A 12,415-nucleotide genomic window follows, 5' to 3' on the forward strand; every position below is an offset into this window, starting at 1 on the left:
CCTCGCGCGGCACGGGTGGTCTCACCACATGTCGACGAGCATGCCCCAGCGCCGGGTGTCGGCTTCGTGCACCACCTCGCCCCAGTCGCGGAGGATGCGTTCGAAGGTGGCGGGGTTGGTGATGCGGTGGCGGCTGCCGGTTTCGCGTTCCAGGTGGGGCCGTAGGTCGGAGATTCGGGGAGCGATGCGGCCCCAGAGATTGGCGAGGGTGGCCAAGTGCGCCGGAGAGTGCGCGAGCCAGGTGGTGGGCTGGATGGTGTCGCTGTGCGGACGCCACGGGTGGTGGGCGGCGGGTTCGACGGGCAGCTCGGCGCCGTAGAGGCCGCGTAGGAACAGGTCGGTGTCGGCGATCAGCTCGGCCGTTTCGGTCGGCGCGTCCCACGGCACGAAGAGGCGGGCTTCGCGCCAGACGGCTTCGAATTCCGAATGCAGCGCGGCGGAGCTATAAGCGTGGAAACGGTATTCGGCGATCCAGTGCTCGGCGCTGTCCAGCCAGCGCAGGCCGATCGGGTACCGCTGGCGATGGTCTTCGTCGGGCCAGTCCAGGTCGGCGAACCGGCGCGGCGCCCGCTCGGTCACCGTCCGCGCCAGCCGCGGCCAGTCCGCGATGTGCACGGCGACATATGAACCCACCGGCCACACCTCTCCACGCCGAACTCGCCTACCGGAGGGATTGTGCCAGCCCCGGATACGACGACCGGGCCGACCCGACCCTGCGGCGGATCGGACGGCCCGGTTCGACAAGCGAACTCAGCGGTCGCTGAGCAGCACCTCGGCGATCTGGATGGTGTTCAGCGCCGCGCCCTTGCGCAGGTTGTCACCGGAGACGAACAGCGCGAGACCGCGACCATCCGGCGCACCGGGATCCTGGCGGATGCGGCCGACCAGCGACTCGTCGGCGCCCGCGGCCTGCAACGGCGTCGGCACGTCGACCAGCTTCACACCGGGCGCGTCGGCGAGCAGCTCCTTGGCCCGCGCCACCGACAGCGGGTTGGCGAACTCGGCGTTGATGGACAACGAGTGCCCGGTGAAGACCGGAACCCGCACGCAGGTGCCGCTCACCAGCAGCTCGGGGAGGCCGAGGATCTTGCGGCTCTCGTTGCGCAGCTTCTGATCCTCGTCGGTCTCGCCGGACTCGTCGTCGACCAGCGAACCGGCCAGCGGGATCACGTCGAAGGCGATCGGCGCGACGTACTTGTTCGGCGCGGGGAACGCCACGGCGCTGCCGTCGTGCACCAGCTTCTCGGCGTCGTCGATCACCGCGCGCACCTGCGAGGCCAGCTCGTCCACACCGGCCAGGCCGGAACCGGAGACCGCCTGGTAGCTGGAGACGACGAGCCTGGTCAGGCCCGCCTCGTCGTGCAGCGGCTTGAGCACCGGCATCGCGGCCATGGTGGTGCAGTTCGGGTTGGCGATGATGCCCTTGACCAGGTTGCGGGTCGCCTCCGGGTTGACCTCGCTGACCACCAGCGGAACCTCGGGGTCCTTGCGCCATGCCGACGAGTTGTCGATGACGGTGACGCCAGCCGCCGCGAACCGCGGGGCCTGCACGCGGGACATGGTGGCACCCGCGGAGAACAGCGCGATGTCCAGGCCGGACGGGTCGGCGGTCTCGGTGTCCTCGACCACGATCTCGCCGCCGCGCCACGGCAGCTTCTTGCCCGCCGAGCGCGCGGACGCGAAGAACCGCACCTCGTCGGCCGGGAAGTCGCGCTCCTCCAGCAGCTTGCGCATGACGGCGCCGACCTGCCCGGTCGCGCCGACGACTCCTACTCGAATACCCATGTGCAGCGTCCTTTCGACACGATCGGGAGCCCTACGTGGTCACGCTGCGCTGCCGCCTCCGGGCTTGACCCGATCATGTCAGCGCCCCGTTCCGGCGTGCACCACGGCCACCTCGTCGCCGCCGAGATCGAAGGCGCGGTGCAGCACCTTCACGGCGTCGTCCAGCTCGGTGTCCTTGACCAGGACCGAGATCCGGATCTCGGAGGTGGAGATCAGGTCGATGTTGATGCCCGCGTCGGCCAGCGCCTCGCAGAACGTGGCGGTGACGCCCGGGTGGCTCTTCATGCCCGCGCCGACCAGCGACACCTTGCCGATGTGGTCGTCGTAGAGGACCTGGGAGAAGCCGATCTCGCCCTGGCGCTTGGTGAGCATCTCGACGGCGCGCGCGCCCTCGGTCTTGGGCAGCGTGAAAGTGATGTCGGTCTTGCCGGTCTCCACCTTGGAGATGTTCTGCAGGACCATGTCGATGTTGATCTCGGCGTCGGCGATGGCACGGAACACCTTGGCGGCGAATCCCGGTTCGTCCGACAGACCGACCACGGTCACCTTGGCCTCGCTGCGGTCGTGCGCGACGCCAGTGAGGATTGCTTTCTCCAAGGGGATGTCCTCCATCGATCCGTAAACGTAGGTGCCCTGCTTGTCGGTGTAGGACGAGCGCACATGCACGGGCACGTTGTAGCGGCGCGCGTACTCGACGCAGCGCAGCATCAGCACTTTGGAGCCGCAGGCCGCCATCTCCAGCATCTCCTCGTAGGAGACCTGCTCGAGCTTCTGCGCGTCGGAGACGATGCGCGGGTCGGCGGTGAAGACGCCGTCCACATCGGTGTAGATCTCGCAGACGTCGGCTTCCAGCGCCGCGGCCAGCGCGACCGCGGTGGTGTCGGAGCCGCCGCGACCGAGCGTGGTGACGTCCTTGCTGTCCTGGCTCACGCCCTGGAAACCGGCGACCAGCACGATGGTGCCCTCGTCCAGGGCTTCGCGCAGGCGGCTCGGGGTGACGTCGATGATCTTCGCGTTGCCGTGCGCGCCGGTGGTGATCACACCCGCCTGCGAGCCGGTGAACGAACGCGCTTCGGCGCCGAGCGAGTGGATCGCCATGGCGACGAGCGCGTTGGAGATGCGCTCGCCGGAGGTGAGCAGCATGTCCATCTCGCGGGCGGGCGGCGCGGGCGCCACCTGCTGGGCGAGGTCGAGGAGTTCGTCGGTCGTGTCACCCATCGCCGAGCAGACGACCACCACGTCGTGGCCTTGCTTCTTGGTCTCGACGATCCGTTCAGCGACGCGCCGGATACGCTCGGCGGTAGCGACCGAGGATCCTCCGTACTTCTGAACAACGAGAGCCACGACTGGGTCCTCCAAGATCGACAATCAGCTGGTAACAGCCACCAACAGTACCGGCCGCCGTCCACGGGATTCGTGGCTACCTCCCCGAGCTGTGCAAAAGCACACACGTGCGGGAACTCTCGAATGATCATCCGCGCGGCGTCGCGAACCGGGAATGATGGGGCCATGAAGAGCTCACTGATCGCGGTCACCACGGGCCGCCACGAGGTGGTGCACGACATCACGCCGCAGTGCGCCGAGTTCGCCGGAACGGCAGGTGGCGACGGGCTGCTGCACGTCTTCGTGCCGCACGCCACAGCCGGTATCGCCATCATCGAACTGGGCGCGGGCAGCGACGACGACCTGCTCGCCGCGCTGGGCGATCTGCTGCCCGCCGACGACCGGTGGCGGCACGCGCACGGCTCGCGGGGGCACGGGCGTTCGCACGTGATGCCCGCGATGATCGCGCCCTATGCCACGGTGCCGGTCGTCGGCGGGAAGTTGATGCTCGGCACCTGGCAGTCGATCGCCATGGTCGACCTGAACGTGGACAATCCCGACCGCCAGGTGCGCCTGTCCTTCCTCACCGCCGCCTGATCGTCACGCCTTGGTCAACCAGGTGACCTGGGTGCCGTTGCCGAACTCCTGCCGCCGCGTCGGGGCGAACAGCGTCGGCCGGAACGGCCCGTCGAACGCGCGGACGCCCGCACCGGCGGTGACCGGATAGCTCTTGACGACGAGTTCATCGATCTCCTCGACGAGCGCGCCCGCGAGCTTGCCGCCACCGGCCAGCCAGATGTCCATGCCGTCCTCCTGCTTCAACCGGCGGACCAGACCCGCCGGATCGCCGTCGACCAGCTCGACCGTGGGGTCTTCGATCCGGCCGAGCGTGCTGGAAACGACGTACTGCCGCATATGCGAGTACGGGCTGGTGATGCCGACGGCCAAGGCGGGCTCGTAGGTGCCGCGGCCCATCACCAGCGTGTCGAACTTCTTGGATGGCGCGTCGGCCGGGAGACCGAAATGCGGACGGGCGTGCGTCGGCAAGGTCTCCGGATACTCGGCGGCGAGCCATTCGGCGAAGTCCGGCGCTATCGGAAAGAACTCGATGCCGCCGTCCGGACCGGCGATGTAACCGTCGAGGCTCATGCCGACGAAGTAGACGAGCTTTCGCATGGGGATCCTGCTTTCTGGGGAAGGTTCGGTCGGGCGATTCAGGCGCGGCTGTACCAGGTGACCTGGGCGTTGTTGGTGAATTCCAGGCGCCGGGCCGGGGTGAACAGCGTCGGGGTGAACGCACCGGCGAAGGCGGGGATGCCGCTGCCCGCGACGACCGGATAGCTCTTGATGATCATTTCGTCGATCTCGTCGACCAGCTGGGCCGCGAGGTTGCCGCCGCCGCACAGCCAGATGTCGAGGCCCTCCGACCGCTTCAGCTCCCGCACCAAAGCGACCGGGTCGCCCGCCACGACTTCGACAGCCGGATCAGCGCTCGGGCCGAGGCTGCTGGAGATGACGTACTGCTTCAGGTGCGCGTAGGGGTTGGCGATCCCACCGGCTTCGTAGGTGCCGCGCCCCATCAGAACCGTGTCCCAGTTCTTGTTCGGCGTATCCACCGGCATCCCCGTGAGCGCTCGGATCGAAGTCGGCATCGGCTCCGGGTAGTGCGCATCGATCCAGGCGGACATGTCGTCCGCGAGCGGATAGAAGTCGAACTCCCCGCCGGGGCCCGCGATGTATCCGTCCAGCGAGACGGCGACGTAATAGACAAGCTTTCGCATTGGACCACCTGACATGTTGTACTCTGCTTGTAGTGATTTGAACTGTAGTACTACGAATGGAGTGGTGTCAACATGCGGACGAACCCGGAGCGGCGGCAGGCGCTCATCGATGCGGCGATCGAGGTTCTGGCGGACGAGGGCGCGCGCGGCCTCACCTTCCGCGCGGTGGACAAACGAGCCGCGGTCCCGGCGGGCACGGCGTCGAACTACTTCGCCAATCGCGACGACCTGATGACCCAGGTGGGCAGCCGCTTCTACGAGCGGCTGCAACCGAGCGAGGAGACCATGGCCAAGGTGACCGAGGGGCCGCGTACCCGCGCCAACATCACCGAGCTGATGAAAGACATCGTCGCGCGCATCGAGGCGTTCCGCACCGGCTACCTCGCCATGCTGGAACTGCGCCTGGAAGCCACTCGCCGACCGGAGCTGCGCGCGGTGCTCACCGAACGGGTGCGCGAGGATCTCGACTTCAATGTGCGCAACCACCTGGAGTCCGGCCAGCCCGGCGACGCCGACACCGTCCGCCTGCTCTATCTGACGCTGAACTGGCTGATCGTGGACCGCATGACGCTGCCCGACATCTTCACCGAGGAACAGAGCATGCACCTGATCGAGACGGCGGTCGAACGACTCGTCCGCGACTGAACCCGCGCGAATTCGCCGGAACCTTGTGACACGCGTCACGCCCATCCGATAATGGACCGATGATGGCGAACGTTGGAGACCGACTGCACGTGCACGGACACGTGGTGGGGGAAGGTGATCGCCAAGGCGAGATCATCGAGGTCCGCGGATCGGACGGCGGTCCGCCCTACATGGTTCGTTTCACGGACGGACACGAATCCCTGGTGTATCCCGGACCTGACGCGACGATCGAGCACCCCGAGTGATCGCCCGTAAAGGCGCCTGAACCGCGCTGCCCCGCCCAAGGGACGAACAGGCCCGCCGATTCCCGGCGGGTCGCCGACCCGACCACCGCGAATAGCGTCCGAATACATCGCTGCCACGGCCGACGCGAAAGTCGTTCCGGCCCTCGCTGATATCTACTCGCCAGTAGCACCGCGCACCATAGACCTCGTTGTTGACGAATGGGAAGAGCGCTGTGCAGAATCGGCGAGTTGATCCACCGGGGGGCGGAGGTACAGGCATGCGCACGAAAACCGATATCCGCTTCACCGTCGAGGTAAGTCCGGCTCACGTTCTCGACGCTTTGGCGGCGATCGAAATGCTGCCGGAATGGTCGATGTATCAGGACGCGCGCGTGGCCACTCGCGACGAATACGGCAGGCCGCACCGCGTTTACGTCACCGCCGACGTGCTCGGCAGCTCCGATTTGCAGGTGCTCGAATACGAATGGACCGAGAACCGCGCGTCCTGGCAGGTCGTGGACAGCTCGCGCGGGATCGGCGGCGGCGGCTGGTTCGAGGTCTCCGACGGTGCGGACGGCACGAACGTCTGGTACCACTCCGAGTTGCAATCCCGTCTCCCGCTGCCCGGCCTGCTGATGAAACGCACCGTGCAACGCTGGAATGAAACAGTCGTGCAGAACTTCATCGAATTCGCGGAAAGCTACCCGGAAGCCGAGAGTTTTCATTCCGTATAGCGAGTGCGCATAATTCGCGACATAGCGAGCGCGCATAATTCCGGGCGTCGATGACGCCATGAGCGAACGCAGTGAGCGAATCAATGTGCCAGCGCGCATCGCGCATGCCGGAGCCGAGCGCCAGCGAGGCGCAGGCATGAGCGAAAAGCACGGTCGCGCCTTGTTTCCGGGCCGCGCCGAACCGGCGCGGGTGCGACGATGGGCACCATGATCGGTACCAAACGGGTTCGGTTCCAACCGATGGCCGAAGGCGCCTCGGTGACCCAGCTCGAGTTGTTCTTCGACCTCGTCCTAGTTTTCGCGTTCACCATGGTGACCGCCCTCGCGGCCGGGGACACCAGCGCCGAGAACATCGTGCGCGCGCTGCTGGTGCTCGCGGTCATGTGGTGGGTGTGGATCGCCTACGCGTGGGTGGGCAATGTGGTCCGCGCCGACGAAGGCATCACCAGGATCGCGATGTTCTTCGCGATGGGTGGTGCGTTCCTCGCCGCGCTGACCATCCCGGAAGCCTTCGACGACCTGGACGGCGGCTGGTTCGGCCCGCTCGTCTTCGCGATCGCCTACCTGCTCGTTCGACTGGTGCACCTATGGGTCTTCCTGCTGGCCAGCGCCGAGGACGCGCAACTGCGCGGGCAGGTGGTGCGATGGGGGCTCGGCTCGATCGCCATCGGCACCACCCTGCTGGTGATCGCCGCGATGACCGACGGCGCGGTGCAGATCGGGCTGTGGCTCGCGGCGATCGTCGGCGACATGCTGTGGACGATGTTCGCCGGTGAGGATTGGCGGCTCAACTCGGCGACCCACTTCGCCGAACGGCACGGGCTGATCATCATCGTCGCGCTCGGCGAATCGATCGTCTCGATCGGCATCGGCGTGGCCGGACTGCCGATCTCCTGGCCGATCGCGCTCGCCTCGATGCTCGGGCTCGCGGTCTCCGGCCTGCTGTGGTGGGCCTACTTCGACGTCGCCGCGCTCTCGGTGGAACACGAACTGAAGCGCGCCGAGGGCGAACGCCAGATCAAGATCGCCCGCAATTGCTATACGTACTGGCACTTTCCGATGGTCGTCGGCATCATCGCGCTCTCGCTCGGGCTGAAGAAGGTGCTCTATTACGTCGGCGACTCGTCCCATCACACGCTGACGGACGCGCTCTACGGCATCCCGCTCTACGCGCTGTACGGCGGCGTGGTGAGCTACCTGCTCGCACTGGTCGGCTTCAAGCACTACGCGACCCGGATGGTGTCCGTGCAGCGAGTGGTCGCCGCGGTCGTGCTGCTCGCCCTCACCCCGCTGGCGTGCGCGCTGCCCGCGCTGGCCTCGCTGGCCATCCTGTTCGTGGCGCTCGGCGGGCTGATTCTCTGGGAGACCATCCGCTACGCGCGGCCGCGCGACGAGATCCGGCACGGGGCGCACGCCGAGTGAGCCACACAGCCGGAGCGGTCCGCGGATAGTCCGCACGGCCGAAAGGAAGGCGCGGGTACGCAAACGCGCAGAGCCGGAGCGAAGGCGCAGGTACGCAAAACGATCACGGCCGGAACGAAGACTGAGGCACGCCTACGGCAGCGGTTTGTCGTTGGCCAGCAGGTAGCGCACCGTGTGCTCGTGCCGCGTCGGGCCGTAGGCGGACGGCTCGACGCGCACGCCGTCGCGCACCGCCTGCCGTATCTGCTCCACGTTCTCCCTGATCATGTCCGAGACCAGCTCGTCGGTGCGCGGATCGGCGAGGACCTGGAACACGATGCGGAAGCTGGTATCGGCGATCAGCCGGATGATGTCGTCGTGGAACGGGATGTAGCGGACCTTCCCGGCCTGCGGATCCTTTTTGATCAGCTCCAGGATCATCTCGTCCATCTCCACGCGGTTCTCCTCCAGCGCGGCGGCGATGTTGCGGGTGTAGTGCCCGGTGCGCAGCACATGCGCCACCTCGTCGAGCACCGCGATGGTCATCGGCCGCCGGATGACGTCGACGATGGTCTTGACGAACCGGTTGACCACCGCCGCGGTCACCCGATCGCCGAAGACCCGGTCGGCGACCCTGGCCAGCCGCACCAGGATCACCACGAGCCGCAGCAGCCGGAATCCGCGGAACAACGGGTTCGCCACCGGGATCATGCCGATGACCTCGTACCAGTAGACGAACGGGAACGTCCACGGCCAGCCCGCCCTGCGCCAGCGCCACAGGAACTCCACGGCGAACACCGCGCAGATCGCGTAGTCGACGATCACGATGGTCCGATAGGTGCGGTCGGACACCGTGAAGAAGGTGATCCACACGACCAGCCCCACCGAGATCACCGCGAGCGCGAGCATCACGAAATCGGTCCACAGCGCGGGCGGTTTACGCGGGTACTCGTTCGCGTACGGTGCCTGCGCGAAGTCCGATGTTGTGGTGGGGACTGTCACGGAAAGAATCCCTTCGACGCCGACGTCCCCGCCCAGCGTAATCGGCCCGCCGCCCGAAAACGGCCGACCGGACATGGTTCTCGGCGAATCCTCAGCGGCCGGAGCGGATGATCTCCTCGATGTTGCGCTCGGCCAACGCGGTGATCGTCAGCGAGGGATTCACCGCGCCCGCGCTGCCCGGCATCGCCGCGCCGTCCATCACGTACAGACCCGGATGCCCGTGCACCCGGCCGTAGCCGTCGGTGGCCGAGCCGAGCACCGCGCCGCCCAGCGGGTGCGCGGTGAACAGGGCGTTCGCGTCGTAGCCGAGCGCGCCGTATTCCACGAGCGCGTCGGCGCGTTCGGCGATGCGGCGATCGACGGCGCGCGCGGCGGCGACCACCTCGTCGCGATTGCGCGTCGACCAGGACAGCCCCACCGAGTCGCTGGCCCGGTCGTAGCCGAACCGGCTGCGCGTCGGGTCGAGCACCATGCCGAGCGAGGCGAGCGCGCCCGTCTCGAACGGGATGCCGGGGATGTACCAGTTCTCCAGCGTGACCGGCACGGTCGACTCGTCGAGGATGCGGCTCGCGCTCGGCACGCCCTGGCCGAATCCGGCCACCGAGCTGGCGCCGCGCGCGAGCACCACGTCGCCGTTGGTGCCCCAGCCCTCGCCGATGTGCTCGTTGAGATCCGGCAGCGCTCCGGTGGCCCTGGCGCGCACGAGCAGTTCGGAGGTGCCGATCGAACCCGCGCCGAGGAAAAGCCGGTCGCAGGTGAGTGTCCGGGTGCCCAGCACCTCGCCGGTCGGCGCGAGCTTGCTGATGCGCACCGCGTAGCGACCGCCGGACTCCTTGCCGATGGCGTCGACGCGGTGCCCGGGGAACACCGCCGACTTGCCGGTCTGCTGGGCGTAGCGCAGGTAGTTCTGGTTGAGGTCGAACTTCGCGCCGTTCGAGTTGCCGAGATTGCTGCGCGCCACCGTCGCCGACGGCCGCGTGGTGCCCGCCAGCTCGCCGCGCAGGATGTCCCAGGTGAAGATCGAATCGTTGGGCAGCGGGTGGTATCCGGCCTTGCGCACCTGGTCGTCCCAGGCGCGGGAGTGCGCGAACGGGGCCGAGGCGTAGATGTCGGCCGGAATCGGGTCCAGCCGCAACATCTGGCGCACCCGCGGGTAGTAGACGCGCTCGAGCTCGTCGTAGGCCACCGAACCGCGGAAGACCTCGTCGAAGAAGCGGCGCTCCGGCGCGATCATCGCGCCCGAGAAGATCACCGAGCCGCCGCCGACCGCCGCCGCCCGCCACACATCGATGCCGGCGTATTCGGTGCAGTCGAGCACGCCGCCGAACTTGGCGAAATGCATCGGAACCTTGGTGACGCCGGTGAAATCGGTGCGGTGCCAGAAGCCGCGGCCGTCGGGGAGGTCGTCGCCGGTGAAGATCTCCCGCCACGGGTCGTTGGGCCAGCGCGATCCACGCTCCAGCACGGTGTTCGCGACGCCCGCCTCGGCGAGCCGCAGCGCGGTAACGGCGGCGCCGAAACCGGAGCCGATGACGATAGCGGGCGAATGCTCGGGCGGATCGGGAAGTGGCGCAAAGATTTCCGGCACCCAGTTCTGGAACATCGTGTGCCAGACGGGGTCGGCCGCGGCGGGCCGCGACTCGAGCGTCGAACCAACAGCGCCGAAAAGCGCTGCCAAACCCGCCGCCTTGAAAAAGGCGCGTCTGTGCACCAGGCCACCTCCCTCATCACGCATGGCCGAGCGCAGAATAGCGTGCCTGAGCGGGAGTGGGCTATCTACTGTGAAACGTCACGGCCCGACCGGAGGCAGCGTGGGTCAGGACGCGAACGGCTGCCGATCGGCGGCGCAGGTGGCGCCGGGCGCGGGCAATCGCAGGTCGACGAGGTAGCGCTCGCGCAGTCGCCGCACGCAGTCGCCGTCCGGGTTGTGGCCGTAGCCGTCGGCCACCACCACCAGCCTGGCGTTGACCAGCTCCTGCTGCGCGCGCTTGGCGAAGGTCAGCGGCGTCACCGGGTCGAAGCGGTTGTTCAGCAGCAGCGCGGGTTTGTCGGAGCCGAGCGTCCACGGGCCGGTGTGGCGCTGCGGGTAGCCGTCCTCCGGTGCGGGCCACGTCGCGCACGGCTGGTGCATGGCGAGCCAGAACGGGCCGAAAAGCGGTTCGGCGGAAGCGGTCTCGCGGGCGAGAACGGGCCAGTCGGCGGCCCGCCAACCCGCGCTCTGGTCGGCGCAGGTGATCGCGGTGAAGGCGTCCAGGAAGTCGTATCCGGGCGCGCCCGCCGCCAGGATCTCGCGCACCTTCGCCGGATCGCCCGTTGGTCCGCGTTCCAGTTCGATGAGCAGTTCGGCGAGGGCGGGCCAGCCGCGCTCCGGGCTGTAGAGCAGCAGCGCGTGCGCCTGCACGACCTCGCTGTAGCGCACCGGCAACGCGTGCTCGCCCGCGCCGACCGTGATCGGGCCTTGGCGCAGCCGCTCGAGCAGGGCGTTGTCCCTGGCGCGCAACCGATCCGCCCCGGCGTCGGCGGGCTCGAGGGTGGTGGTCTCGACGCGCTCGGGCGCGGCGCTGCCCGCCTTCTCGGCCCGCTCCGGCGGTGTGGCGGGACCGGTGAGGTCGGACCGCTCGGGGCCACCGGCGAAGGCGCACTTCGTCTTTTCCGCCTCGGCGCACAGCCGCAGAAACTCCGCGTGGATCTCCGTGGTGCCGGCGGCGGTATCGATGACCGAGGCGCGGACGTCGTCGGTGTAGACCTTCGGGTCGATCATCGAGGACAGCTGAAGGGCGCGCACGCGCTTGCCGAACAACGCGCCGTACACCTGCCCGAGATAGCTGGCGTAGGACCCGCCGGTGTAGGTCAGTCGCTCCTCGCCGACCGCGCGCCGCAGCAGGTCCATGTCCCTGGCCGCGTCGACCGTGGTGAGGTGCCCGAGCAATTCGCCGCTGTGCTTCGCGCACCCCTCCGCGAGCGTGCGCGCGGCCTGCTCGGCGGCGCGCTCCTGCTCGGCGTTCGCGGGCGGCAGCAGCGTGGCGTCCCAGAACCGGCGCTGTTGCTCGTCGCTGTCGAAACAACGCACCGCGGCGCTGCGGCCGATCCCGCGCTGGTCGAAAGTGATCACGTCGAAGCGCTCGCGGAGCTCACCCTCGGCCAGCTCGCCCTGCCGCGCCCAGTCGAGGCCGGAGCCGCCGGGCCCGCCGACGGCGGTGAACAGGGTGCCGATACGGCGCTCGGGATCGGTGGCGAGCTGCCGGACCACCGCGATTTCGATGGTCTTGCCCTCGGGCTCGGCGTAGTTCAGCGGTACCGCGGCGGTCGCGCACTCGAGGCCGCTGAGATCGGCGTCGGCGCAGGGCCGCCAGTCGAGGCGCGGCGTCGGCGCCGCGTCGGCCTGCCGGACCAGCTCCGAGACGGCCGACGCCTGCTGAACCGCGGTGCACGCGGTCAGCACCGGCGCCGCCGCCGCGACCAGGATCAGCACGAACTTCCACCTACGCACGGTGACCATCCTGTGCCGTCGGCACCGCGC

The 12,415-nt window shown here is 68.3% G+C and carries 13 protein-coding genes; 5 read left to right on the forward strand and 8 right to left on the reverse strand.

The genetic code is table 11. The annotated features are described in order from the left end of the window. Positions 1 to 21: 21 nt before the first annotated feature. The 3 genes from ABZV58_RS00240 to ABZV58_RS00250 all read right to left on the reverse strand — a co-directional run bounded on the left by ABZV58_RS00240 (position 22) and on the right by ABZV58_RS00250 (position 3,129). On the reverse strand, positions 22 to 633 hold the full coding sequence (locus ABZV58_RS00240) for a hypothetical protein (protein ID WP_354998008.1): 612 nt from the start codon (positions 631 to 633) through the stop codon (positions 22 to 24). A gap of 117 nt (positions 634 to 750) precedes the next feature. After that, positions 751 to 1,785 carry an aspartate-semialdehyde dehydrogenase gene (locus ABZV58_RS00245; protein ID WP_354998009.1) on the reverse strand — a complete coding sequence of 345 codons (1,035 nt, stop codon included), beginning with the start codon at positions 1,783 to 1,785 and terminating at the stop codon, positions 751 to 753. Between the two features lie 78 nt (positions 1,786 to 1,863). After that, positions 1,864 to 3,129 carry an aspartate kinase gene (locus tag ABZV58_RS00250; RefSeq protein WP_354998010.1) on the reverse strand — a complete coding sequence of 422 codons (1,266 nt, stop codon included), beginning with the start codon at positions 3,127 to 3,129 and terminating at the stop codon, positions 1,864 to 1,866. A gap of 165 nt (positions 3,130 to 3,294) precedes the next feature. Here ABZV58_RS00250 and ABZV58_RS00255 point away from each other — a divergent pair, with 165 nt between their 5' ends. Further along, entirely contained in the window at positions 3,295 to 3,705 is a 411-nt protein-coding gene (locus ABZV58_RS00255; protein ID WP_354998011.1) for a YjbQ family protein, read from the forward strand. Positions 3,706 to 3,708: 3 nt separating this feature from the next. Here ABZV58_RS00255 and ABZV58_RS00260 read toward each other — a convergent pair whose 3' ends face one another. Together ABZV58_RS00260 and ABZV58_RS00265 are read right to left on the reverse strand one after the other, a co-directional pair. Beyond that, positions 3,709 to 4,284 (reverse strand): dihydrofolate reductase family protein, encoded by a 576-nt coding sequence (locus ABZV58_RS00260; RefSeq protein ID WP_354998012.1) that lies wholly within the window; start codon positions 4,282 to 4,284, stop codon positions 3,709 to 3,711. 38 nt (positions 4,285 to 4,322) lie between these two features. Continuing rightward, positions 4,323 to 4,889: a dihydrofolate reductase family protein gene (locus tag ABZV58_RS00265; RefSeq protein ID WP_354998013.1), complete on the reverse strand. Its 567-nt coding sequence runs from the start codon at positions 4,887 to 4,889 to the stop codon at positions 4,323 to 4,325. A 72-nt stretch (positions 4,890 to 4,961) separates the two neighbouring features. Here ABZV58_RS00265 and ABZV58_RS00270 point away from each other — a divergent pair, with 72 nt between their 5' ends. The 4 genes from ABZV58_RS00270 to ABZV58_RS00285 all read left to right on the forward strand — a co-directional run bounded on the left by ABZV58_RS00270 (position 4,962) and on the right by ABZV58_RS00285 (position 7,914). Then, positions 4,962 to 5,534 carry a TetR family transcriptional regulator gene (locus tag ABZV58_RS00270; protein WP_354998014.1) on the forward strand — a complete coding sequence of 191 codons (573 nt, stop codon included), beginning with the start codon at positions 4,962 to 4,964 and terminating at the stop codon, positions 5,532 to 5,534. A gap of 59 nt (positions 5,535 to 5,593) precedes the next feature. Then, positions 5,594 to 5,779 carry a DUF1918 domain-containing protein gene (locus tag ABZV58_RS00275; RefSeq protein ID WP_354998015.1) on the forward strand — a complete coding sequence of 62 codons (186 nt, stop codon included), beginning with the start codon at positions 5,594 to 5,596 and terminating at the stop codon, positions 5,777 to 5,779. 257 nt (positions 5,780 to 6,036) lie between these two features. Continuing rightward, on the forward strand, positions 6,037 to 6,492 hold the full coding sequence (locus tag ABZV58_RS00280; protein ID WP_354998016.1) for an SRPBCC family protein: 456 nt from the start codon (positions 6,037 to 6,039) through the stop codon (positions 6,490 to 6,492). A gap of 207 nt (positions 6,493 to 6,699) precedes the next feature. Next, complete coding sequence (locus ABZV58_RS00285; protein ID WP_354998017.1) at positions 6,700 to 7,914, forward strand: low temperature requirement protein A; 1,215 nt, start codon at positions 6,700 to 6,702, stop codon at positions 7,912 to 7,914. A 132-nt stretch (positions 7,915 to 8,046) separates the two neighbouring features. Here ABZV58_RS00285 and ABZV58_RS00290 read toward each other — a convergent pair whose 3' ends face one another. The 3 genes from ABZV58_RS00290 to ABZV58_RS00300 form a co-directional block, all read right to left on the reverse strand. Beyond that, entirely contained in the window at positions 8,047 to 8,895 is an 849-nt protein-coding gene (locus tag ABZV58_RS00290; RefSeq protein WP_354998018.1) for an ion transporter, read from the reverse strand. A 91-nt stretch (positions 8,896 to 8,986) separates the two neighbouring features. Then, positions 8,987 to 10,606: a GMC oxidoreductase gene (locus ABZV58_RS00295; RefSeq protein ID WP_354998019.1), complete on the reverse strand. Its 1,620-nt coding sequence runs from the start codon at positions 10,604 to 10,606 to the stop codon at positions 8,987 to 8,989. Positions 10,607 to 10,711: 105 nt separating this feature from the next. After that, a complete protein-coding gene (locus ABZV58_RS00300) occupies positions 10,712 to 12,385 on the reverse strand; it encodes an alpha/beta hydrolase (protein WP_354998020.1) in 1,674 nt (557 codons plus the stop codon). Positions 12,386 to 12,415 lie beyond the last annotated feature (30 nt).

The organism is Nocardia sp. NPDC004654, from assembly GCF_040609595.1.
Taxonomy (GTDB): domain Bacteria; phylum Actinomycetota; class Actinomycetes; order Mycobacteriales; family Mycobacteriaceae; genus Nocardia.